General features: G+C 34.0%; 16 protein-coding genes and 1 tRNA gene. 8 read left to right on the top strand and 9 right to left on the bottom strand.

All coding sequences use genetic code 11. The annotated features are described in order from the left end of the window. Positions 1 to 21: 21 nt before the first annotated feature. The 9 genes from EGI22_RS04985 to ileS all read right to left on the bottom strand — a co-directional run bounded on the left by EGI22_RS04985 (position 22) and on the right by ileS (position 17,744). On the bottom strand, positions 22 to 3,162 hold the full coding sequence (locus EGI22_RS04985) for a SusC/RagA family TonB-linked outer membrane protein (protein WP_310588126.1): 3,141 nt from the start codon (positions 3,160 to 3,162) through the stop codon (positions 22 to 24). 42 nt (positions 3,163 to 3,204) lie between these two features. Next, positions 3,205 to 4,110, bottom strand: coding sequence for a carbohydrate kinase (locus EGI22_RS04980; RefSeq protein ID WP_255066768.1), 906 nt, complete (start codon positions 4,108 to 4,110; stop codon positions 3,205 to 3,207). 12 nt (positions 4,111 to 4,122) lie between these two features. Beyond that, complete coding sequence (locus EGI22_RS04975) at positions 4,123 to 5,436, bottom strand: sugar porter family MFS transporter (protein WP_255066906.1); 1,314 nt, start codon at positions 5,434 to 5,436, stop codon at positions 4,123 to 4,125. A gap of 183 nt (positions 5,437 to 5,619) precedes the next feature. Then, positions 5,620 to 7,386 (bottom strand): arylsulfatase, encoded by a 1,767-nt coding sequence (locus tag EGI22_RS04970; protein WP_255066765.1) that lies wholly within the window; start codon positions 7,384 to 7,386, stop codon positions 5,620 to 5,622. Next, entirely contained in the window at positions 7,371 to 10,067 is a 2,697-nt protein-coding gene (locus tag EGI22_RS04965; protein ID WP_369010867.1) for a substrate-binding domain-containing protein, read from the bottom strand. The genes EGI22_RS04970 and EGI22_RS04965 overlap by 16 nt, the downstream gene beginning before the upstream one ends. 369 nt (positions 10,068 to 10,436) lie before the next feature. Next, on the bottom strand, positions 10,437 to 12,080 hold the full coding sequence (locus tag EGI22_RS04960) for a M1 family metallopeptidase (protein WP_255066763.1): 1,644 nt from the start codon (positions 12,078 to 12,080) through the stop codon (positions 10,437 to 10,439). Beyond that, on the bottom strand, positions 12,080 to 13,729 hold the full coding sequence (locus EGI22_RS04955; RefSeq protein WP_255066762.1) for a M1 family metallopeptidase: 1,650 nt from the start codon (positions 13,727 to 13,729) through the stop codon (positions 12,080 to 12,082). Before EGI22_RS04955 ends, EGI22_RS04960 begins: the two co-directional genes overlap by 1 nt. A 387-nt stretch (positions 13,730 to 14,116) precedes the next feature. Further along, a tRNA-Asp gene (locus EGI22_RS04950) sits at positions 14,117 to 14,190 on the bottom strand. 131 nt (positions 14,191 to 14,321) lie between these two features. After that, entirely contained in the window at positions 14,322 to 17,744 is a 3,423-nt protein-coding gene (gene ileS / locus EGI22_RS04945) for an isoleucine--tRNA ligase (RefSeq protein WP_255066761.1), read from the bottom strand. Between the two features lie 154 nt (positions 17,745 to 17,898). Here ileS and EGI22_RS04940 point away from each other — a divergent pair, with 154 nt between their 5' ends. The 8 genes from EGI22_RS04940 (at position 17,899) to EGI22_RS04905 (ending at position 26,191) form a co-directional block, all read left to right on the top strand. Next, entirely contained in the window at positions 17,899 to 18,510 is a 612-nt protein-coding gene (locus tag EGI22_RS04940; protein WP_255066757.1) for a trimeric intracellular cation channel family protein, read from the top strand. Between the two features lie 83 nt (positions 18,511 to 18,593). Then, on the top strand, positions 18,594 to 19,754 hold the full coding sequence (locus EGI22_RS04935; protein ID WP_255066756.1) for a glycosyltransferase N-terminal domain-containing protein: 1,161 nt from the start codon (positions 18,594 to 18,596) through the stop codon (positions 19,752 to 19,754). 55 nt (positions 19,755 to 19,809) lie between these two features. Continuing rightward, positions 19,810 to 20,610, top strand: coding sequence for a Rossmann-like and DUF2520 domain-containing protein (locus EGI22_RS04930; RefSeq protein WP_255066755.1), 801 nt, complete (start codon positions 19,810 to 19,812; stop codon positions 20,608 to 20,610). 411 nt (positions 20,611 to 21,021) lie between these two features. Continuing rightward, entirely contained in the window at positions 21,022 to 21,528 is a 507-nt protein-coding gene (locus tag EGI22_RS04925; RefSeq protein ID WP_255066754.1) for a hypothetical protein, read from the top strand. Positions 21,529 to 21,683: 155 nt separating this feature from the next. Continuing rightward, positions 21,684 to 22,175 (top strand): hypothetical protein, encoded by a 492-nt coding sequence (locus EGI22_RS04920; protein ID WP_255066753.1) that lies wholly within the window; start codon positions 21,684 to 21,686, stop codon positions 22,173 to 22,175. A gap of 207 nt (positions 22,176 to 22,382) precedes the next feature. Continuing rightward, positions 22,383 to 22,877 carry a hypothetical protein gene (locus EGI22_RS04915; protein WP_255066752.1) on the top strand — a complete coding sequence of 165 codons (495 nt, stop codon included), beginning with the start codon at positions 22,383 to 22,385 and terminating at the stop codon, positions 22,875 to 22,877. 34 nt (positions 22,878 to 22,911) lie between these two features. Further along, positions 22,912 to 23,406, top strand: coding sequence for a hypothetical protein (locus EGI22_RS04910; RefSeq protein ID WP_255066751.1), 495 nt, complete (start codon positions 22,912 to 22,914; stop codon positions 23,404 to 23,406). Between the two features lie 148 nt (positions 23,407 to 23,554). Beyond that, complete coding sequence (locus EGI22_RS04905; protein WP_255066750.1) at positions 23,555 to 26,191, top strand: hypothetical protein; 2,637 nt, start codon at positions 23,555 to 23,557, stop codon at positions 26,189 to 26,191. Position 26,192: the final 1 nt, after the last annotated feature.

The following is a 26,192-nucleotide window of genomic DNA, read 5'->3' as shown; positions in this document are numbered from 1 at the left end:
TTGATTTCTAAAATTTAAGTATTAAAATGATGCGTTAATTCCAAAAGTAAAAGTCTTAGGAATCGGAACAGGGTCCAAGTCAATACGCTCTGGATCTGGGCTTAGATAGCTCTTACTTTTAATCCAAAATAGGTTATCAGCCATTCCATAAACTCTAAGATTAGTAAATATTGACTTTGGCGTAATGTTATATCCTAATTGAGTATTTCTTAATTTGAAATAAGAAGTATTCACTATGAAATAATCAGAAGTACGTCCTTCGTTATTATTATCTTTTAGGGTAAGAGCTGGTACTGTGGTATCCGTATTTTGGGTAGTCCATGCGTTAAATACCCCAGGCCCAACATTTTCACGACCTCTCATTAGATTGTTAAAAACTGTATAAACATCAAATCCTTTGCGACCAGCAACTCCAGACCCAAAAACTGTCAAATCGAATTTTTTATAAGTCATATCCACTCTTAATCCGTATTCTGCGGCAGGTAAAGTAGTACCAATCCATGTTTGGTCATTTGAATTGATAACTCCGTCATTATTCACATCAACATATTTGATTCTACCAGGGCCAGCACCAATTTGCGTAGGAGCAGCATCAACTTCAGCTTGTGATTGAAATAAACCGGCAGTTTTGTATCCAAAAATATCGAATTGTGAATGACCAATAATTGTATTTTCGATGTTACCAGCATAAGCCGGACGTACATTTTCAGGAAGTTCTGTGATTTTATCTCTAAAGTGGGTAATGTTTGCAGTAAGCGTATATTTCAAGCCATTATCTGCACTGCCTCTGTATCCGGCCATAAACTCCCAACCTTTATTCGACTTAGATGCACCATTTACTGCTCTTGTTTGACCTTCACCTAAAGTAGCCGCAACTGGAGGTGTTATTAAAATTCCAGAAGTTTTACGCGTAAAATAGTCGAATGATCCAAATATTTTATTGTTCAAAAGTGCTACATCCATTCCAACGTTTATCTCATCTGTAGTTTCCCATTTCAGGCCCGAGTTAGCAGCTTGTGTTTGTACAAAACCAGATGGAAGTGTACCTGTATTAGCTCCTGACAGCGAATAGGCAGTACCGATGTTCATGTATTGCTCCCAAAAACCACCCACCAATTGTGCTTGAGTAGTGCCATAACGTGTATCAAACAAACCAAATCTTGCCAAGTCACCAATCTGTTGATTTCCTACCCTACCTACTCCTACTCTAAGCTTTAACTCGTCAAATTTACTTGCATTTTGCATAAAGCTTTCTTTGTCCAATCTCCAGCCTAATGATGCTGCTGGAAAAATACCATAACGGTTATCTTGACCGAACCTTGAAGAACCATCTCTACGTAAAGTAACCGCAGCCAAATATTTATCTCCGTGGTTATAGTCTATTCTAGTAAATTGTGAGAAAAGTCGGTTTCCTGTAGATCCACCATTAACTGTTGTATTTCCTGTACCTGCATTTAAAGTAAAATACTCTTCTGTTTGAAGTGCATATCCTTCTTTTTTAGTAAACTGAAAATCTAAGTCTGTTTTGATAAATTCTGTTCCTACTAAGAATTTCAAATTGTTTTTGGTATCAATTGTCCAGTCATATCTTAAAGTATTTGACCAAGTAGTACTTAGGTATTTGTTTTGATCAAAAGAAAGGCTATTTGTAGTTCTGTTAAAAGCACCTTCTGAGAAAGTCGGAGTGATAACTTTACTCAAATAAGTAGCATTGTCAGCACCAATATTTGATTTGAAAAACAAATTTTTAATTGGCTGAATCTCTAAAAAAGCATTTCCAAATGCACTTAATCTGTTGGCATTGTTCCATCTTGCAATGTTCTGCATGTGAAGCGGATTATTTCTATCAGAATATCCACCTCCAGACGCCCCAGCGAATGAAACACCATCTGCTTGATAAACTGGAATAGTAGGTGCCAAAGTAACTGCTAAGAAAGTAGTAGAAGCTCCACCCAAATCTCTAGCTGTAAGTGTTTCGTTAGAATTAGCAACTCTAAGGTTTGTACCAAATCTCACCTTATCGTTAAAAGCCCTTGTAAGTGCATTGATACTACCACTTAGTCTCTCGTATCCTGTATAACGAAGCATACCCGTATTCTTTAACTGACCCAAATTGATTTCTACTGAAGAGTTTTTGTTACCATAAGAAGCCGTGAAATCATTTTTAGTAATGATACCTGTTTTGTACATCACAGACTGCCAGTCTGTATCGCCAACCGGTGTATTTGAATCACCACCTACAAATGGCTTCAAAGTTACGCTTGACAAAACTGGATTGGCAAAATCATTATTCCAAGTATAGTTGTATATATCTCCATAACCTGCAGCAGGGTCTTGACCGTCATTTACTGATGCTTGCCATAGAGCTTTACCTCTATCAACGGAGTTTAACATTGTAAAACGCATAGACTTTTCAGACTGAGCGGCTATGCTACTATTAAACTGAAAAGCAATTTTACCGTCTGTATCTCCACCGTTTTTAGTGGTTACTATGATAACCCCGTTAGAAGCTCTAGAACCATAGATAGATTCAGCTGATGCATCTTTCAATACTTGCACAGATGCTATATTGGCTGGGTTCATATTTTGGAACACCTCCGGTCTAGTGGTAGGAATACCATCAATTACATAAAGAGGGTCATTGTTTCCCAAAGTATTGGCTCCTCTGATTAAAATCCTAGAGTTAGAGCCATTCGGCGAACCGTCTTTTTCAATATATAATCCAGGAACTCTACCTTGTAGAGCTTGCATAACATTACCAGAGCTATTGTTTTTGATAGGTTTCATTTCTACAACAGCAACCGAACCAGTCAAATCTTCTTTACGCTGTGTGGTATATCCAACCACTACTACTTCTGATAATTCTTTCCCTACTTCTAATGTCACTTGAACATTAGAAATACCTTTGATTGATACTTCTTTAGAAGTATAGCCTATAAAAGATATTAATAAAGTGGATGCATTTTCTGGTACTGACAATGAAAACTTTCCGTTTACATCAGTGGTAGTTCCAGTTTGAGTGCCGGGCAATAACACACTTGCCCCAACTAAAGGCTCATTGTTGTCGCCTCCCTGGACAATCCCTGTTACTTGGCGTTGGGCAATCGCCAATTGCAATGACAGGATCATTACAATTAAGGAGAATAGAGTTTTTTTCATCATTTGAATTGTTTTTTAATTGTACATAAGTTAAAATTTGGTAAGCTAAACGTTACTCTTAGAGAGTGATTTATTCATTAAATTCTGAATTTCTTGTTTTGAAATTTTTGGAGAAGCTCCATGGTAAGTAGCCACTAAAGCACCCATGGCACAAGCCTCATTTAGAGCAATATCAACTGGGGTATTTTTTAGGATATTTGAAATAAAAGAGGCTAGAAACGAGTCGCCACTTCCAATAGTATCCACCACGTCTACCTCATATCCAGCACTGCGGTATATTTTATTTTCATGTAATAATAGTGCACCTTCTTCGCCTAGCGTAACACATATTGTCTTGATTTTGAAAATTTCTGACAAAAGCCTTAGGTTTTCCTCAACAGTTCCAGGTTTAAAAAACCATTGAGATATTTCATCTATCTCCAAATGGTTAAGTTTTAATAAATCGGTATTATTTAGTAAAAACTCAATGGTCTCTTTATCATAATAAGGCGTGCGTAGATTTATGTCTAAAACCTTAAATTTTGCTATACTTAAAAGTTTTTTTAGCGTGTCAAATGTTTGTTCTGATCTTGCAGATAGGCTTCCAAAAACAAAACAATCGGACTTCTTTACCGCCTCTAGTGCATCGTTTTCTAAAAGGATATAGTCCCAAGCAACAGGTTTTACGATTTTATAACTTACGTTATTTTTATCGTCCATATTTACTTTTACAACTCCTGTCAAATGCGTTTGACCATGTTGAATGAAATTTGTATTGAGGCCTTTTTCCTTTACAAAATCCATCAATTCGTTTCCTAAATCATCCGTTCCAACTCGGCTTATTATAGACGTAATATAACCAAAGTTTTTAAGATGTATAGCAACATTCATTGGAGCCCCACCTGGCATTTTACCAGTTGGAAGCATATCCCAAAGCATTTCTCCAAAGCATATTATGTTTTCTTTTTCCATTTTTCTAAGATTTCAGTTTAAGGCTTCTAGAGAAGTTCCCTTTGTTTCGGGCATCATTTTCTGTACAAAAACAAATTGTAAAACCATCATTAAAGCAAAAAACAAAAAGGTATTTCCACCGCCGAAGGTTTGAGCTATATAAGGAAATATAAATGAAATAACTGCTGCGGCTATCCAGTGCGTAAAGCTTCCCAAAGATTGACCATAAGCCCTGACTTCATTCGGGAATATCTCAGAGATAAACACCCAGATGACTGCTCCTTGGGACATGGCAAAAAATGCGATGAAAAGAAATAAAAAGATAGGGACTTTAATTCCACCTAGGCTATCTGTATAAAATGAATAAGCAACCATACCTAGGGAAAAGATTAAGCCAATAGACCCAATTTTCATCAAAAACTTACGACCAAATTTGTCGATAAGTGTAAGTCCAATTAAAGTAAATATTAGGTTTACCAGACCAATACCTGCTGAAGATAACATAGCCGATTCTTTTCCTAAACCGGCCATTTCGAAAACCCTAGGAGCGTAATAAATGATGGCATTTATACCAGAAAGCTGATTAAATAAAGCGAATAAAACCGCTAACAATACCGGCTTTCGGTATTCAGATTTAAATAAATTTTTAAAACTTGAATCATTAGTGTGGTGCGTATTTTGAATGGCTTGAACAACAGAATCTGCCTCAGAGGAGTCTATTATCATTAAAATAGAGCGAGCTTTTTCTGTTAATCCTTTTTTCAAAATCAACCATCTAGGACTTTCAGGAATGCCAAAGATGGTAATCAAAAACAGTATAGCTGGTAAGGCTTCAACTCCCATCATCCAACGCCAAGCGTCGCTTCCGAGATTTTGCAAAAAGTAATTTGAAATATAAGAAACTAAAATACCTAATACTACATTGAACTGAAACAAGGCAACCAAGGAGCCTCTTTTAGAAGGAGGAGCAATCTCTGAAATATACATGGGAGCCACCACCGAGGATATGCCAACACCAAAACCACCCAAAAGTCTAAAAATCAAAAAACTGTACCAGTCTACCGCCATTGCAGAACCAACTGCCGAAACCAAATACAAAACTGCAACAATGGCTAAACTGGCCCTTCTTCCATACTTATCAGCTGGTATGCCACCAAACAAAGCCCCAAACACAGTACCTATTAATGCAATGGAAACAGTGAGTCCATGTTCAAATGCCGAAGAATTCCAAAGTTTTTGAAGCGTCTGTTCAGCCCCAGAAATTACAGCGGTATCAAATCCGAAAAGAAAACCGCCCAGAGCAGCGGACAAAGACCAGAAGAATATTTTTAGATTTTGATTCATAATACCTTTTATGGTTTTTTTACGAATCAAAATTAGTTTGTGTAGAAAGCTTAATCTTTCAGTATTGTTTCAATTACTTACAAAATTGAACAAAATCTTAACCAATTGACTATAAGTAATTTAATAATTGTATGGCCATACAAAATAGAAGAAATGATACATAAATGTAAAATTTGTAACATTGACTCATTTATAAGAAATGTTCAATCCTTTAACTTCTGCAAAATTATCTTTTGCTAATTTCACACCTTTAATCAAAACCTTGTTTTGACCTTTTGAAATATTAAAATCTCCAAAGTTAATCCTCCCCCAAGTTTCTATTTCATAGGCTTCCTTTCGTTTTATTCTATCAGGACTCTTGAGAATTTTAGACAGTTTACTTTTTTCTATTTTAACTTCTTTGTTTTCATTTCCTACTGAGCAGGCTATAATAGAACCTATATCGCCTTCATCACATAAATATTCCATTTCTATTATATATTTACCCGATTCGGTACAATCAATTTCCCAATAAAATACATCATTTGGAGATTTCCATCCCTCTATCCAATCATGAGCCCATCCGTGGCCTTCCTTAAACTTAATGCCATCAGTAAGGCTTGCTTCATAAGTTGGCAGATACACGCCTTTTTTCGAAAGCATTATTTTTCTTTCGGAATTGAAATCGATTAGTGATTGAGAAAGCCAGTTGATATATGTTGTGGTGTAATCTTTTACGAGTTGAGGATTTGACAAGCCAATATCATTTAGTTGATAAGGGTCTTTTGATAAATCATACAGTTTATTTTTATCTTTTTCGTAAACAAACCTATACTGGTTATTTCTAAATCCTCCTGAGTTGGGCTCAACTGGCAAACTCATAAAGTTAACATGAGTAAAAATATTCCTATCTGTCTTTATGCTTGTTTTAGGTTCCAAAATCTCTTTAGCGAGACTCACACCGTGTATTTTTTTTGTGGGTATTTTATTTAAATCGCATAAATCTATTAAAGTTGGAAAAACGTCAATATGTGCAGCTATACGGTTTACTAAAACACTATTTTTTTGAATATGATTTTTCCATTTTATAAAAAACGGCACTTTTATTCCACCTTCATTCACACTACCTTTTATCCCTTTTAGCTGACCGTTAAATCTTACAGAATTTGGGCCATTATCTGTCATGAATATAACAATTGTATTTTCTTCAAGGTTTTTCTCTTTCAAAAAAGCAAAGATTCTCGCTACATTATCATCAACATTTTCAACCATTCCATAAATAGACGAAAGTTCGTCATCTAATCCTTTTGCTTTGTACTTATCAAAATATCGGTCGGGAACTTGAAAAGGACTATGCGGGGCATTGAATGGGATATAACAAAAAAATGGTTTATTTTTATTTTTATCTATAAACCCTAAGGCTTTATCAGTCAAAACATCTGTAATGAACCCCACTGTTTTCTCTTTTTGGCCATTGTGTTCCAATTCTGTATCGAAATAATTAGACCAATGACCAGCACAAAATCCAAAAAAATCATCAAAACCTTGGTCGTTTGGCCTATTAGGAAAATGCTCACCGTTGTGCCATTTGCCGTAAATTCCAGTTGTATATCCATTTGCTTTAAAAACTTCAGCAAGGGTCGTTTCTGCAGTGTCCATTATTTCCAATCCTTTTGAAACCGACACAACCCCAGTATTCAAATGATACCTTCCTGTCAGTAGACTCGCCCTGGTAGGAGCACATAGCGGACTTAAATAAAAATTGTTGATTTGGAGACCTTCACGAGCCAATTGGTCTAAATTTGGTGTTTCTAAAAACTTATTTCCATGCAAACTTAAGTCTCCCCAACCTTGATCATCGGTTAAAATCAATATCACATTGGGTTTTAATTTCTCTTTAGCAAAGTTCAAAGAAATAAACCCAAATCCTAAAACACTCAAAATACAAGCCAGAGCTATCAGGTATTTCGCCATTCAGAAGGAGTTTTATTAGTTTTTTGTTTAAAGAAAGTAGTGAAATAACTCGGATTATTAAACCCTAATTCATAGGCAATTTCGGAAATGTTTTTTGAAGCATCTGCCAAAAGCGATTTAGCTTTTTTGATTTTATATTCAGCAATATAATCATTGACATTGTGATTGGTTATTGCTGTGATTTTCCTGTAAAGTTGCACACGAGACATGCCCAGCTCAGCACTTAGTTTCTCGACCGACAGCGTGCTATCATTTAGATATTTTTCGATCAATAATTCAAAATCCAATAAAAACTTACGTTCGCTACTCTGTACATTCCCAGGGTTAGTGATTTCATTTGAAAACCTTCTCCGCATTCTATCTCGGTTTTCAATTAAATTTTTAACTTTTTCTTCTAATAACAATTGGTTAAAAGGCTTACCCATATAGGCATCCGCTCCAGCTTTTGTCCCCTCTATTTGGCTTTCTATTTTACCTTTTGCAGTTAATAATATTACAGGAATGTGCGAAGTTCTGAAATCTTGTTTAACTTTTTGGGTAAGTTCAAAACCATCTTGTTTGGGCAACATAACATCACTAATAATTAGATCAGGAACAAAATTCAATATTTTATCCCAACCCTCTTCCGCACTTTCGGCTAAATAGACATTGTAAAGTTTGGAAAATTTAGCATTTAAGAACTCCAAAAGTTCAGCATTGTCTTCAATAATTACCAAAGAAATATCAGATTCTAATGGCCTAAGCTCTGATTTTTCAACTTTCTCTGTCTCTATTTCATGGTCAAACACTGGTGCATCAGCAACTTGATTTCGAGAATCATTCAATAATAATGGTAATGAAATAATAAAAGAAGTCCCACTATCTTTCTTAGACTCCACACTGATTTCTCCCTTATGCAAATGCACAAATTCTCTTGAAAGTGCTAAACCCAATCCAGTACCGAGCGATACATTTTTATTTGCCCGATAGAACATCTCAAAGGCATTTTCTCTATCTATTTCACTCATCCCAACCCCATTGTCAGATATTTTTATTTCGACATTGTTTATATTTTTCATCAAAGACACATGAATAAATCCACCATTTGGCGTATATTTAAATGCGTTCGAAAGAATATTGAAAAGTACTTTATCCAATTTTTCGGCATCGAATTCGTAAGGAAGTTCTTTAAATGGGCAAATAAACTGTAAGTCTATATTGGCATTTTTAGCTTTAAATTTAAAATCATCTACTATTTCTTTACTGAAACTAACCAAATCATAAAAATCTGCATTTAACTCAATTTTACCTGCATCAATTTTTCGTAAGTCAAGAACTTGATCAACCAATTTCAAAAGCCTATTCGCATTTTTTTTGATTAGTTCTAGTACTTGTTTGCTTTCATTTACATTATAAGCTTTTCTTTCTATAAGGTCTTCTGTCGGCGTAAGTATCAAACTTAAAGGCGTTTTAAACTCATGAGAAATGTAAGAATAGAATCTCATTTTGTCTTCTGTAGCTTGCCGAGCCACTTCAGAAACCTTTTCTATTTCATCTTTTTGTCGGTTTATGGCATCATTTTGTTGTGCTAAAACAATATTTGATTGTTGTTTTTCTTGTAATAAAAAAAACAAAAAAGTACCCAATACTACCACGCCAATAAACAATGCACTCATAAAATAGAGTCTATTGCGTTGAGAGGAATAGGTTTTGTTTAAATCATTGATTCGATATACTTGCCTTTCAATATCTACTTGTTGCTCTTTAATTTTCTCAATTTGTGAAAGCATAATATCCACGTTCTCTGCTGTTATTACATTGGTCAAAAGCTTATTTTCCTTTTTAAAAGGCTGTTTTTTTAAAATTTTCACTGCAGTCTGAATAGCTTCTGCACCACCAGTTGGATACAATAATGAAGCATCTAGTATTCGTTCCTTCACTTGTTGCATTCCTTTTGAAACAGGTAAAGCATCGATGCCCACAAAGAATAAGCTTTTGGCTTTCTCTACTTTTTGAGCTACTTCGTAGGCAGTTACAGCAAGGAAATCTGTGTGTGCAAACACTATATTGGTTTCAGGATGTTCCTTTAGAATGCGGGGTAAGTAATTATTGATATCCGTTAATCCATCTTTTATCTCCACAGATTCTACTATTTTGAGATTTGGAGCGTCTGCTACAGCATCTTTAAACCCTCTGTGTCTTTCAGTTGCAGGCGAAGAAGTCATTTCTAATTCTAACTCAATAATATTCCCTCGATCTCTAAACTGGCTTGAAATAAATTTGCCGGTAGTTTTACCAATTTCATAGTTATCTGCACCAATAAAGGCAGTATATTGCCCTGAATCAGTTTTTCTATCAACAAAAATAACTGGAACGCCTGATTTATAAATTTCTTCGATAGCCGCTGTTAGTGGCTTTGCTTCGTTTGGTGTAATAATTAGCAAATCAATGTCTTCTTTTGCAATTGCACGGACTTGTTCAATCTGTTGTTCTGTTTCGCTGTAAGATTCAATTATTTCCAATTTAAACTCAGGATGAAATGCTAACTCTCTTTTCATCTCGCTATTCATTACATCTCGCCATTCATCGTGGCAACATTGAAGAAAAACAATACGATATTTGGGTTCTAACTCATGTGAGCAAGAAAATGAGGAAAATGCAAAAATTAAAAAAAGGAATAACCTAATTTGATTGAAATTCATAAAGCAAAATTAAAACATTGCCAAGCTAAGTAATATCAAATTTTGGACAATTAATATTAATTATGTTACCTGCCTTTAAAATGCAGACTAAAAATCAAGTTTGATCAGTTTTAGTATTTGATTAATTAAAAGCTAATGGTCTTTTTATATAAGAATTTTATAATCAAACAATTAACCATTATTAGAAAATTTTTATAATTTCTTTTTTGCGATAAAAAAACAAATCCAAACCCTTTTTAAAAATCATTAATATTATACGGAAAGAACTTGAAATTCTAATAAAAAAAACCATCCATTCAATATCATAAATATACCTCAAAAAAGGAAAAATTTAAACTAAACAAATACGTCTTTACATAAGGATGATTTTTATTTCTTATCAAAAATATTCTCACTTAGTAAAACATTTCTTGGGTCGAAAACTACTTCCTCTGGTGCATTTTCAAGTATAAAAGATTGGGTTTTCTGGTTTTGATTTAAATTCATTTTTAAAACTTTAGGGTTTACCGCTCCCTTTATTTGACAAGCAATTTCTACAGGTATATTAAAAAGAAAACCACCCTTTTGCGTCTGTGTCAATTCAATCGTTAGTTTTTTATTTTTAGCATCATAATTCCATGTACCGCTGATAACAGGATTAATTGGTTGATACAACCATTGTTTAAAAAATAATTCCAGATCTTTACCAGAAGCTTTTTCCATCGCGTTTCTGAAATCATCCGTGGTTGCATTTGCGTTAAAATATTTTGAATAATATGAACGGATACCTTTTTGAAAGTTAACCTCTCCTATCAAATCTCTCAACATATGTAAGACCCACGCTCCTTTCTGATAAGTTAAGCCAGATGTAACATCTTCTTTTTCGGCAGACCTAGGACTTATTATAGTGAAATCAGGCATTTTTTGGCCCAATTTAAAAACCGTCTCTTTGGCTTTCTTAACTTCTATTTCATAGGCTTCCTTTCCATATTCATTTTCAATAAATAACATCGTAAAAAAAGTAGCGAAACCTTCGCTTAGCCAAGCATCATCCCAAGTAGTTTCTGTAACGGCATTGCCAAACCATTGGTGAGCTATTTCGTGAATGACCACATTCCTGAGCCGCACGTCTCTTTTGCCATTTATCAATTTATCTGAATAAAAAATAGCAGACGAAGTTTCCATGCCTCCACCAGAATTCACTGATTGAATATTTGCCAATTTTTCGTAAGCAAATGGGCCCACATAAGCACTGTAAAACTCCAGTACTTTTTTAGTGGGCTCATCAAAATCGTAAAATCCAGCTGCTCTATTTTTGGCATATACCCACGTTTCTATTGATTTGCCGTCAAATTTGTCTACATATTTTACTGCAAAATCAGCCACACCAAGCACAAACAACCAGCATGATACCGGCACAGATTGTTTCCAATGTGTCAAATGGGTGTTGTTGCCCAAATCTGACTCTTCGAGCAATAAACCGTTGGAAACAACTTTGTAATGTGCTGGTGCAGTTACAATAAACTCAGAGGTTGCTTTATCAGAAGGGTGATCGTAAGTGGGCAGCCAATGCCGAGCTTTATTTGGCCAGTTTTCACAGAAAAAACTCCTATCTCCTAAAATTGTTGGCCCAATTTTAAGTCCGTCAAAAGGCACGCCATGGTATTTTATGCCAAACACTAATTCCGAATTGGCGACTGAAGGACTTGGCAAATTGATAATTATCTCGTCATTTTGATGGGTGAATTTAACAGGAACAGAACCCACCATTATAGAATCAATTTGCATTCCTTTGCCTTTTCTTTCAGCGTTTATATTAATTAAATCTAATCGAACAGATTGGACACCAGCCTTTTTAAAAAAGATATTTATTTTGGTCTTACCGAAGATTTCATCCGTATCATCAGATAATTTTAGTTCGAAAGAATAATGTTTTATATCAATATTTTTATTGATAGGATAATCGTCTGCAAAAACAATTACAGGGCTTAAAAAAAAGCAAAATACGAAGAGGATTTGTTTTAGATTTCGCATTATTCTATAGTGATTTTTTTAAGGTAAAATCCTTTAGGGTCTACTTGAGGAGCATAGTTACTTTTTACAACTATTCCTTCGGCAGGAATAATAATTTTCTCCAATTTACCATCCGAGATAATATCAAAAGGCAAAGGCATAAAGTAATTATTAAGCTTAATTTGATATTTTTGAAATCCAATTTCTTTCACATTTACGTCTATAACACTAGTGGTTCTCAAATAAAAATCAAAAAAGGGCTTTAAGTCTTTTCCTGATGCTGTACTGAACAGGTTTTCCACATCTTGGGTAGTTACAAAGTTATCATAGGTGTATTTTGGATCTGTGGCTAGCTTTTTTAAAGTTGGGAAAAAGACTTCGTCGCCAACTAAATATCTTAAACTATGCATAAAAAACGACCCTTTTCCATAAATATCTCCACCTGAATACACTTCTTCTTCTGTTACTTCATCTCCCAAAACCATCGCTTTTCTGTTTTTAACACCTCTTCTGTGGCCGTCTATCATGGTATTGTAGGCGAGTTCTCCGCCTAATTCTAACATTGCCAAAGCTTCAGCATAAGTGGCAATTCCCTCTTGTATCCACATGTGAGCCCAGTCTTTATTGGTAACCTTATTTGCCCACCATTCGTGTGCATATTCATGAAAAAGGTTATCAGAATACTCCTGACCACCGACATTCCTATATTTAAATTTATTATCGAAAGTAATCATTGTTTGGTGCTCCATACCTGAATTGGGCACTTCTGCTATCCCAATCTTTTCTTTCACCCATGGATATTCGCCAAAGTACTTCTCCAATATTTTAGTGTCTCGTTTTTTTAATTCAATCACTTTTTTGGCTTGAGCAGTATCAACCTCCAATACATAATATTCAATAGGAACAGTATTGCCACTAATGGTTGTATAAGTATCCTTAGCAACTTTATATTTCCCAATATTAAACAAAATGCAATAATTGCTAATTGTATAATTGGTTTTCCAATAATAGGTTGATTTATTCTTTTTAGTTGTCACTTTCATTAACAATCCAGGCCCTGCGACTACTAAATTTGAGGGAATCGTTATTTTCATGTCTACACCTTCATTGGGTTCATCGCTTGGGTGATCTTTGCAGGGAAAATACATTTTTCCTCCTTCACCTTGAATATTAATTGAGATCCAATCATTGCCTGCTATATCTTTTTTCCATGTAAATCCTCCATCCCACGGGGGTCTGATGGCTACTGGAGGAATTCCATTGTATTCCACTTTTATAACTTTATGGCCGCTTTCAAAACCTTCTGTAGAAGTAATAAATATCTTGTCGTTACTTTGTTTAAATACAGTATTCTTACCATTCACTTTGATATTGGTAACCTTATATAAGTGAATTAAATCAAGTAAAATGGTATCGGTTTTCTGGGATAAATTCAAAGTCACTTCCGTAAATCCAGCGATGGACTGATTGGCAATATCAACTTCCAATTCAATTGTATAATGCCTGATATCCATAATGGCCTGCAGGGGATTTACCTTACCACCTGAAGTTAGATAAAGAATATCTCGATTATTTATATCATCTCGACTTTGGCTTTTCACTGCAATAGCATTTAAAAGAAGCGAAATAAATAAAATTGATTTAAGAAGATAGTTTGGGCTTTTTTTCATGGTTTGTTGGTTATAAGTCTTTTTCAAATAGACTTTAAAACTGAAAAGGAATTGATAAAATGATAAATGATATTTTAAATATAAGAATATTAGATTTAAAAAAATAAAATCCCGATTTCTTTTCGATTAAAAAAACCTCAGAAAAATAAAGAAGCAATAAAAAAAGCAGGAAGCAATAAAGAAAATTACTATTTGGACTATGTAGAAAAAAAACTTGAATCAAGTTTAGATTTATATAAATTAGGCAAATGGCTTTTTAGATTCCCCCAACTTTTTTGCTTGATCCCTTTTTTGCTTGATCCCTAATTTACTTTTACAGTCACTTATACACCAAAAGAAAAATGCCCTACAATCTATTGATTATAAGGCATTAAATTTTTACTCTTGCGGTCTGGACGGGACTCGAACCCGCGACCCCCTGCGTGACAGGCAGGTATTCTAACCAGCTGAACTACCAAACCGTTTACGATTCTTGTAAATCGTGGTGCAAAGATAAGTGCTTAATTTTTATTGTCAATACTCTTTTTGAAAAAAAATTATATTTTTTTTTAACGCTTTCACTAAGGTATTAAAAACTAAGTTCTTATACTTTTTATTTTGAAACAGCAATTTTCAATTTCAACAAATATTCGTCCATTTCTATCTCTGATGCATCCGAAACCTCATTTTCTATATCTAATTTCAAGGCTTGCACTTCCTGACAAATGTAATTTGTATAAGTTTTTATTGCCTTAGTTACTTCTTCATTTGTATTTTCTAATTCAATAACAATTTTGTCTGTTACCTCAAACCCACTCTCTTTTCTTAGATTTTGTATGCGATTCACAAAATCTCTAGCTATTCCTTCTTGTTTTAACTCCTCACTTACGTTTATGTCCAATGCAACAGTTATACCGCCTTCAACTGCAACAAGCCATCCAGGAATGTCTTCGGTAAGAATTTCAACGTCTCCAAGACTTAGGTTGAATCCATTTAGATTTATTTCTCCACCTTTTTCAAGATTTTTCAAATCTTCAGAACTCATAGCCGTAATAGTTTCAGCAACAGATTTCATGTCTTTGCCAAACTTTGGCCCTAAAGTCTTGAAATTAGGCTTCACTTTCTTCTTCAAGATGCTGTTTTCATCATCCAAAAACTCAATGCTTTTAACATTAACTTCTGATAGGATAATAGATTTTACACTTTCGATTTGATTCTTGGTTTTAGCCGAAATTACTGGTATCAATATTTTCTCCAATGGCTGCCTAACTTTCAAGCTACTCTTTTTACGCAATGCATGTACCATTGAGCAAATGTTTTGAGCCAAACTCATGGCCTCTTCTATGTCAGCATCAACCCATTCAGGCTCATAAGTATGCCAATCTGTAAAATGCACCGACTCATGCTTAAATGGCGTATTTTTCTCTATTGATTCTTGTCTGATAGGATCCGTTAAGTTTTTATATAACCAATCAGCGTAGAAAGGAGCTATAGGCGACATTAACTGTGCAACAGCCGCCAAACAGTGTTGTAATGTTTGATAGGCAGCACGTTTATCTTCGGTCATTTCACCCTGCCAAAAACGTCTCCTATTCAATCTAACATACCAGTTTGATAAGTCATCACTTACAAAGTCTTGAATCAACCTTCCTGCCTTTGTTGGATTATAGTTGTCATATTCTTCAGAAACTTTCTTTACCAAACTAAAGACTTTTGAGACAATCCATTTGTCAAGTTCTGAAAGTTTTTCTCTTGGAACTCTGTTGAACTGCTCAATCGTATATTTATCTAAATTGGCATAAAGGGCAAAGAAATTATAGGTATTGGTTAATGTGCCAAAAAACTTTCTTTGTACTTCTTGTATACCGTCTGCATTAAATTTCAAGTTGTCCCAAGGCTCGGCATTGGTTATCATGTACCAACGTGTTGGGTCAGCACCATACTTTTTCAAGGTTTCGAAAGGGTCAACAGCATTGCCCAAACGCTTAGACATTTTATTGCCGTTTTTATCCAAAACCAATCCAGTAGAAACAACATTTTTGAATGCAACAGAATCAAAAAGCATACCTGCTATGGCATGTAACGTAAAAAACCAGCCACGTGTTTGATCGACTCCTTCCGAAATAAAATCAGCAGGATAGGCTTGATTAAATATCTCTTTTTGTTCAAAAGGATAATGCCATTGGGCATAAGGCATAGCACCTGAATCAAACCAAACATCTATCAAGTCAGGCTCACGATACATTACTTTTCCTGAAGTCGAAATTAAGTAAACTTCGTCTACAAATGGGCGGTGGAGGTCGAAATCCGGTGATAATGAAGCGGCAACAAACTCTTCATTCTTCACATTTTGCTCGGCTGTCAATTTCCCAGATGCCAAAGCATTTTTTACCCCATCTATCAGTTCATTAATAGAACCAATGCAAACTTCCTCATCGTCTTCGCTTCTCCAGATTGGGAGTGGAGTTCCCCAATATCTTGATCTTGATAAATTCCAATCCACAAGATTTTCTAGCCAATTTCCAAACCTTCCAGAGCCTGTACTTTCAGGCTGCCAATTGATGGTTTTGTTTAGTTCCACCAATTTATCTTTGGCTGCGGTGGTTCTAATAAACCATGAGTCCATTGGATAATATAGCACGGGCTTGTCTGTTCTCCAACAGTGAGGATAACTATGGTCGTACTTTTGAACATTAAAGGCTTTATTTTCCGTCTTTAGTTTAATCGAAATACGCTCATCAACCGAAAGGTATTTATCTCGTCCTTGTTTCGCTTTTTCTATTTCCAGTTCTTCAGCCGAATAATAGGCCTCCTTCACATATTCTAGACTGAAGTCAGTCACTTCTTTTACAAACCTGCCTCTTTTATCCACAAGAGGCATTTCTTTACCCGCATCATCCAATACCATAATGGCAGGAATTCCGTGTTGCTGAGCCACTCGGAAGTCATCCGCACCAAAAGTAGGAGCTGTATGAACAACACCTGTACCGTCTTCTGTGGTTACAAAATCACCTAAAATTATTCTAAAAGCCGGTTGTTTTGGTGTAACATAAGGCATCAGTTGCTCATATTCAATTCCATCCAATTCGCTACCTTTAGCGGTTGTCAATATTTTCCAAGGAATATTCTTTTTATCTGAATCCACAAACCCATCAAAATCTCCATCTTGGTTTTTCTCAGTGAAATATTTACTTATTAAGTCTTTGGCCAAAACCACATTTACTGGTAAATATGTATAAGGATTAAAGGTTTTAACCAAAGCATATTCTATGTTTTTTCCAATAGTCAATGCCGAGTTTGAAGGCAAAGTCCAAGGCGTAGTGGTCCAAGCCAAAACAAAAACCTCTCCCCCACTCGCAGCTTCAAAAAGAAATCCTGACTTATGGTTGTTTATTACCTTAAATTGGGCGGTCATTGAAGTATCCTTTACATCTCGATAGCAACCTGGTTGGTTGAGTTCATGTGAACTTAAGCCTGTTCCAGCAGCTGGTGAGTATGGCTGAATAGTATAGCCTTTGTATAATAAACCTTTGTCGTAAAGTTTCTTAAGCAAATACCAAATAGACTCGATGTAGTCATTTTTGTAGGTAATATACGGGTCTTCCATATCCACCCAATAACCCATTTTATCGGTCATGTCCTGCCAAATATCTGTAAAACGCATCACAGCCTCACGACATTTTTGGTTATATTCTGCTACTGAAATTTTCTTTCCAATATCGTCTTTGGTTATTCCCAATTCTTTCTCTACTTGCAGTTCTACAGGCAAGCCATGCGTATCCCAGCCACCTTTTCTTTTTACTTGAAAGCCCTGAAGCGTTTTATATCTGCAGAAAATATCCTTAATAGTTCGGGCCATTACGTGGTGAATACCTGGCGTGCCGTTAGCCGAAGGTGGCCCTTCATAAAAATTAAATACAGGATTGCCTTCCCTAACTCCTATTGACTTTTCGAAAATTTCGTTTTCTTTCCAAAATTCTAAAATCTGATCCGCTATTTCCGCATAATTAACCGCTTTGTACTCAGGATATCTCATTTGTATATATTAAAACGTGCTTGTTTTTGTCTTAAAAATTGGCCGCAAAGATACGAAAATTTGGCTTTTTTTTGCCACTCTCTTCTCCGATATCTTTACAAAACATGCAAAGAATTGAGATTAGTATTCTAATTTTGAGCCAAAATCAACAAAAATGGAGTTAATCTCTTTCATTACTATAGGCGGAACCATCTCTTTTGCAGCTTCAGGAGCATTGGCAGGCATTCGCAAGGAGTTGGATATTTTTGGAGTTACGGTTATCGCATTTGTAACGGCCATTGGTGGTGGAACTATTAGAGATTTGCTTTTAGGCCACTTTCCAGTAAAATGGCTCACCGATTTTCAAATCATCCTTTTGATAATGGTGGTTTCGGTTTTGACAGTTATTTTTCGTAAAAAAATAGAAAAACTCGACAAAACACTTTTGTTTTTTGACACCTTGGGCTTGGGCTTTTTTACATTAAAAGGCATAGAGGCAGGTTTGGCAGCGGAACTCAGTGTACTTTCTTGTTTGATTTTGGCCACGATTACGGCTTGTTTTGGCGGCGTAATTCGAGATATTATTTTGAATGAAATTCCGGCTTTGTTTCAAAAAGAAATTTATGCTACTGCTTGCATAATTGGCGGCATTTTGTTTTTTATTTTAAAAAGATTCCATTTAGATAATCAGAATACCCAATTTATTGTTTTTGTGGTCATTGTACTTATTCGTTTTTTAGCCATTAAATTCAATTTTTCTTTACCAAAAATTAAAAATTCGATTTGAAATATTTTATAAAAATAGTCTATAATTGTTTTACCTTTTTTATAGAAAAAATATTATTTCTATTTGCAGGACTAAGTCCAAAAGTGAAACAATTTTATGAAGGGCAAAAAGCTATCAAATCATTTAAAGAAAAAATTATTGTTTGGAGAAATGAAAATTCAAATAAGAAAATCATTTGGTTTCATTGTGCTTCATTAGGTGAATTTGAACAAGGAAGACCAGTCATTGAATCATTCAAAAAATCAAATCCTGAATTTGGAATTTTACTAACTTTCTTTTCTCCTTCTGGTTACGAAATCAGGAAAAACTATGCTCTCGTAGATTTTGTATCTTATTTGCCGATTGACTCCGTCAAAAGTGCAAAATCGTTTGTTGAAGCTGTAAATCCAACTTTCGCAGTCTTTGTTAAATACGAATTCTGGCCGAATATCATAAAAGCTTTAAAAAAGCAAAAAACCACAATAATCGGTATTTCAGTAATTTTGAGAGAAAATCAAGCATTTTTTAAACCTTGGGGACAGTACTTTAAAGACATTCTTTTTTCGTTTGATCATCTTTTTGTGCAAAACAGTAAAACCGCCAAGCTTTTAGAAAAGATAAATTACAAAAACTATTCAATCGTTGGTGATACGCGTTTCGATAGGGTTTCTGATCTTGCAAACAACATTAAAGAAGTGCATGGCATAAAGGAATTCATGGACGGCAAAAAGGTTTTTGTGGTTGGAAGTGCATGGAAAGAGGACATGGAGGTTTTGATTCCGTTTATTGAAAAACACGAAGATCTGAAATTCATAATTGCACCACATGAAATGCACGAATCAGAAATGAATGAGTGGATGCAGAAAATTGATGCTCAGAAATATTCTGAATATTTAAAAGATACTTCTCGTAAAAGTCAGATTCTGATAATTGATTCTATTGGTTTGCTTTCTCAATTATACCAATATGCTACTTTCGCTTATGTAGGTGGGAGTTTTGGAAAAGGCTTGCATAATACGTTAGAAGCGGCTGTTTTTGGTGTTCCGATATTTTTTGGTGACAAAAATTTTAAGAAATTTCAAGAAGCCGTAGATTTGATTGAAATAGGCGTCGCCTTCCCAATTTCAAACCTAACCTCTTTAAATACAAGCTTCGAAATGATTGATAATGAAAAACTTAAAGCAATTAAATCAAAGTCTTTTGAATATGTCAGAAATCAATCTGGGGCGACTTCTCAAATCCTAAAATATTTAGCAAAGTCCTAATAGATTGGCATTTTATGATTTTCTGCTTATTTTTAGAAAAATATTACCCTCATAAATGAATGTTTCTTTAATTGGCACTGGCAATATTGCTTGGCATCTAGCAAGAGTTTTTGAAAAACACGAAATCGGTATTAACGAAGTCTACAGCCGTGAAATTAGCAAGGCTATATTATTTACTGATGATATTTATGATGCCAATCCTAAAGATGACCTAGACTTTTCTGAAAGCACTGCTCAAATCTTCTTTCTTTGTGTTTCTGACAATGCCATTGAAGAGATTTGTTCTAAGATATTATTACCAGAAAATGTACTTTTGGTGCATACTTCAGGTGCCAAGTCGTTGGAATTAATCACTAAAACTTTAGAAATCTATCACGATTTAAAAGTAAACACCGGAGTTTTTTATCCCTTGATGACTTTTACAAAAGGAAAAATGGTAGATTTTACTGAGGTGCCTATTTGTATAGAAGCCGAAAGTATCGATTCAGAAAAACTTTTGGTTGATTTAGGAAAAAAAATTTCCAAAGAAATTTACCTAATTAATTCTGCCGAAAGAGCAGTTTTACATGTTTCTGCTGTCTTTGCATGCAACTTCACCAACCACCTTTGGGCACTTTCAAAAGAAATATTAGAAGCGGAAGACTTAGACTTTAATCTTTTAAAACCTCTAATAGCGGAAACATTTAAAAAATCAATGCTCGCAAAACACCCCGCAGAAGTACAAACTGGGCCTGCGGTTAGGGGAGATTCAGAGACTATTAATGCCCAAATCGAATATTTATCCGATGACTCAGACCTACAAAAAGTCTATTCAACACTCTCAAATAGTATTATCGATTGGCATAAAAATCAATAATTTTTCAAAATGTACCATGCCAAATTTTATTTTTTGATATAATTTTTTTTTGGGACAAACTTCAAACTTCAAACCAAATTGAAGTTTTTTTTATTTTTTTAATTAAAATACAGCTTGATAATTAGGCTATTATAGCTATTTTGTTATTTATCAAAGTACTTTGTCCATTTTGACTCCGCTTAATAATTTTCATTCTTTCCTTTTCTCAAATTTTTCAAATTCAAACCAATGTTAGAATTGGCATAGAATTTGAAAATGAAATCCATGAGCGATTGGATTTTTCGAATAAAATCTACCGCTCACTAATTAAAATATTTTATAACACTAGGATTTAGTGAAATAAGCGGTTCCTATAATTTGTCAGGAAAAACCATTATGTAACTAGCCCAAAAAATTAAACAATTATTATTTATGAAAAAGTCAATTTTGACAACAATCGTTCTTTCTTTGGTAGGTTATGCATCATTTGCATTTGCACCAGTAGACACCAACAAGGTATCTCACAATGTTAAAGTTATTGCGAGTCCGGTTTTGGATATCCAAATGACTAGTACAGACGATGTAGAGATGGAATTTGCTACTTCAACTGATTATGACAACGGCGTTGAGAAGACTAGTGCTGCGGAGTTGAAAGTAAAAGCAACAAAGTCTTGGCAAGTAACAGTATCTACAACTGCTACAAATTTTGATGCTGTAGACAATGCTAATGATACTGAGTTAGCTGCAGCAGATTTGAAAGTTAGAAAAAATGGTACAACTGCTTACAAGGCTATCACTTCTGGAGATGCTATAGCTACTGGAAATAAAGGTGGACACACTGGTAACAGAGTATTTTCAATAGATTACAAATTGGATCCAGGTTATTTTGCTGAAGATACCTATACTGTACCAGTAACATTTACAGTAAGTAATCAATAATGAAATAATTTTTATTTGATTAAAATGAGAGAGTTTAAAAAAGCTCTCTCATTTTGTTTTTTTTTCTATTTTTTCTATGTTTGTGTAAATAAGTTAGGATAGGCCTTTTAATTATTAATGTTCCTCTCTAGACTTTATACTTAATCAGGAAAAAAATGAAAAAAAATACGTTAGTGGCAGTGCTTTTTGCATTGGCACATTTTTCTTTATATAGCCAATCTACTGCTTCTCATACTGTTCGTATTATTGCACATCCTATCTTAGAACTTAAGTTCGATGAAAGTTTAAACAATACCGAGTTTTACTTTAGTACTTTGTCTGATTACGACAATGGTATAACTAACTTGCAGGCAGCAGGTTTGAAAGTTAGGTCTAATAGAGATTGGTTAGTAAATGTGAAAGCAAACTCCCAAACATTTAATTCCGAAAGTCTAGGAGAGTCTGAGATAAAGTCTAGTGTTTTGAAGGTTAGAAAGACTGGCTCAAATACTGAAATTCCGGTAGATATATTTGACCAAGTCATAGCCACAGGGTCAAATGGGGGCTTCGACAAGAATCGCTTTTCTTTGGATTATATTGCAAATCCTGGGTATATTTTACCTGATAATTATTCTATTGAATTAACCTACACGCTTACTTCACCTTAAATGCAGAAAAAACAAAATCTCAGAAGAAGCTTTTTTTTCTAAATTAAATCATTTATTATTAGATACTTACGCCTTATAAGTTACCACAAAATCATTTTTGGCATAGTTATTGAATTCTTGTTATTGCGTGGATAAAAACGCCCTAATAAATATAGTTTAAATAACGATTTGAGTAAATTTATTTTACTCATAAAAAATGCTTTTTTAATGAAAAAATTATTATTAACCATTGGTTTGGGTTTGGCTATTTGCTTGAATTCATTTTCTCAGAATACTACAAAAACTCACACAGTTACCTATACGATAAATAATATTTTAGAGCTAGATTTTGACAATACTACCCAAAATTTGTCATTTACTTTTGCTACTGCTTCTGATTTTGAAAATGGGAAAACAAATTCTTCGGCTGCTGGACTAAGGGTGAGATCAAATAAACCTTGGACGGTAAGTGTAAAAGCTAACACACCGAATTTTGCGGCAACAGCAGGTGGAGATGCTAACGTTTCAGCCAACAAATTGTCTGTAAGAAAAAATGGCACTACAAATGCAATTCCGCTAACAATTAGCGATCAAACTTTAGCTACAGGTGCAAAGGGAGGTTTTGGCGTAAATACTTTTTTAATTGACTACTTAGCTAATCCAGGCTACATCTCACCAGCCACTTATACCTTAGGAGTTACCTATACAGTTACAGCCCCTTAATTTATTCATATTAAATCATTTAACATTTTTTGTCATGAAGAATGCATTATTATTAATTGCAATTTACATCGTATTTGTTCTACCTACATCTGCTCAGAATACTACCAAAACGCATACAGTTACTTTAGCGATAAATAATATTTTAGAGTTAGATTTTGATAATTCCGCTCAAAACCTTGGGTTCACTTTTGCAACCGCTACAGATTTTGAATCAGGCAAAACAAATCTCTCAGCTGCTGGCCTAAGAGTTAGGTCAAATAAACCATGGACAGTAAGTGTAAAAGCTAACACCGTCAATTTTTCAGCAACAGCTGGAGGTGATGCTAACGTGCCAGCGAGCTCTCTTTCTGTTCGAAAAAATGGTACAACAGCAAACATTGCTCTTACTACCAGTGACCAATCTTTAGCAACTGGAAATCGTGGAGGCTTTGGTGTAAATACTTTTTCGATAGACTATTTGGCCAATCCTGGATATATAAGTCCAGCTACCTATTCTTTGGGAGTTACGTTTACTGTGACAGCCCCTTAATATTTCATTTGTTATTTTTTAAACCTAAACTATAATGATCTAGTATTTTTTAATGTTAAAATTTCGGAACATATCGATTATTCTATTTTTGCTTGTTCTTGTTACTTTTTTCTTTGAAACCAAAGTAGTAGCCCAGCAGAATATTGGTATGGAAAAATTTTCTGCTAAAATACTTAAAGATACTATTTCAATAAAACCTGGAAGATTTGTTTTTAACTCTATAACAGTCAATAATAATTCTTTTCAAGATTTGACTTTGGGACTTAGGTTTTTATTGCCAGATGGATGGAGTTTTATTACTATACCTAATGCTAGCTTAGAAGTAAAAAGGGGAGAATTCATAAATCTTCCTTTTAGAATTTTGCCTTCAAAATCGGCTCTCGGTGATTTGCTATACCCAATCACCATTTTTTTTAAAAACCCAATTTCAGGTGTTGAAGTCCATGAAAGTTTTTTTGTAAAAATTGACCAAAACACAAAATGGAATGCAAATCTTTTAAATTCTAATATTGTTATTAATGAAAATGATAGCCTTTCTAAATTTCAGTTAAATATTAGAAACAATGGCAACAAAAGAGAGCTTTTTGAGATAAATTTAAAAAGCGAGCTTAGATTAGGCTTACCTTCGTCAGGTCTTCAGGTTATGCTTCGACCTGGAGCTGATACGCTTTTAAATATTTATGTTGCCTCGAGGTATAAAACTTCAAGTGCTAAATCAGTTTCGTTTTTTATAAAATCAAAAAATGAAACTGTCATGTTAAGCGGTAATGTTTATTTTGCATCAGAAGTTTATCAAGGAAACAAAAGCAAATTTGGATCTTTTCCAATTGATATTGAATATTTTAATATTAATGCTTTAACCCGAGGTTCGTCTTATTCTTTTTTTGATATTAATGGAAACTATAATTTAAAAAATAATAAAATCATAGGTCTCAGAATAAGGACAAACTCATTTAATCCTGATTTTTCCTTAAATACACAATATTATAATTTGAGTTACCGAAGTCAAAAGGTTGATTTGAGTATTGGTACTCAGAATTTGTTTTTCAATTACCAAATAAATGGTTACGGTGCCAGAATGGCTTATACTACCAATTCGAAAAAAATGTTTGAGATGTATGGTGTTCAAAGTATTATAAGCAATGCTCAAATTATAGGCTTAAAAACCGAAAATAATAAAATTGAGAACCGAGTTATTAGTACAAACGCCCTTTTTCTATCTGATAAAACCAGCAATACAACAAGTATGTTTGCTTTGCATAATTTCGAAAAGAAATACTCCACAAGTAAATCATTCTCATTATCAGCTGGATATAGTTCGGAAAAAAAAGAATTAGAGCAAAATTATACCTTAGGTTATATGGGTGGGTATAGGTTCGAGACTAGATTAAAGTTCGCAAAGATTCAATCTACTTTTCAATATTATAGTGACAAATTTCCGGGGATTTTGAAAGGCGTAAAATATGGTAGCCATGATATTCAGATGGGCAACAAAACAAAATCCATTGCATTCTTTTCCGAATCAAACACCAGGCAGCCCTTTTTTGAAGAAAACCAAGTTATTGGGCAATTACAAAACTATCAAAGTCAGGAACATGGATTAAGAATAGAATTAGCTAAACAAAATAGCAGAGGCATTGCTGGTTTTTCGTATTTAGACCAATACCAACAAAACAACTCCTTTGGAAAAATGAGTGGTTTGAAGTCTTCTTTTAATTTATCGACATATAAATCACATTTTATGCAATCTTTTATGTTTAATTTCATGAAAACAAGCGTCAAAGAAATTGACAATAATAAAATACACGATTCATACGGTATTTTTTATCAGTTAAAATATAAAAGTTTAGGCCTTAATGCCAACTATACCAATGGACCCAATTTTTATTTCGATTATATCAGCTTTGTGTCAGCTAATCTAAATCCTAAAACTCATAACGTTTCATTGTTTTATGAGTTTAAAAACAAATCAAGAACTTTTTATGATAGAATTAATATTTCAAATAGTAATAATTCGATTTTTTCTAAAACCAATATGGTTCTAAGAAATGAACTGTACTTCGAACTACCAAAAGCGAAGGCTAGCGTAAGTGTTTTTTCTAATATTAATGTACTAGATATTTCCCAATTACCTTCTCTAAATGTTTCGGTGAAAAAAACATTTAATCTACCATTGGTAATAAAACAAAAATATTATTCAGCGAGTATTTTTCTTTTTAAAGATAACAACAACAATAACATATTTGATAAAGGAGAAGAACCAATTGCCGATGTAAATCTTCAAATAAATGGACAAGCCCTTAAAACCAATAAAAAAGGGATGGTATTTATGAAAAATGTTGAAAAAGAAGAATACATTATTGATTACAGGAAAATACAAAATTTGAAAGGTTGGGTGCCCAAAGATAAAAACTTAGATACCTTGTTTTTGGATAGAGATATTTCTATAGGTGTTCCTTTCAAACAAAGCAAAATGGTAGCCGGTAAAGTGAAATTTGAGATTGAGAATTCAAATAAAGAGGCTAAAGAGAGTTTAAATGGCATTTTGATTATTGCCACTAATAAAAAAGGAGAGATTTTTAGATCTACTACTAATGAAAAAGGTGAATTTTATTTAAATTTAAAGGAAGATTTTTATAATGTTCAGATTCCTACCAATATTTTTGGTGAAGACAATAGAGTGGAAAAATCTATTATTTCAATCGATCTTTTGAAAGAAAATTATTCAGAAATAGAGTTTAAAATTATTCAAAAGAAGAGAAAAATGAATATAAAAAAGGAATAGA

Source organism: Lacihabitans sp. LS3-19 (genome assembly GCF_024343575.1).
In the GTDB taxonomy this organism is placed as follows: domain Bacteria; phylum Bacteroidota; class Bacteroidia; order Cytophagales; family Spirosomataceae; genus Leadbetterella.
The sequence above is the reverse complement of the archived record's forward strand: the minus strand, read 5'-3'. Positions and strand labels throughout refer to the sequence as shown.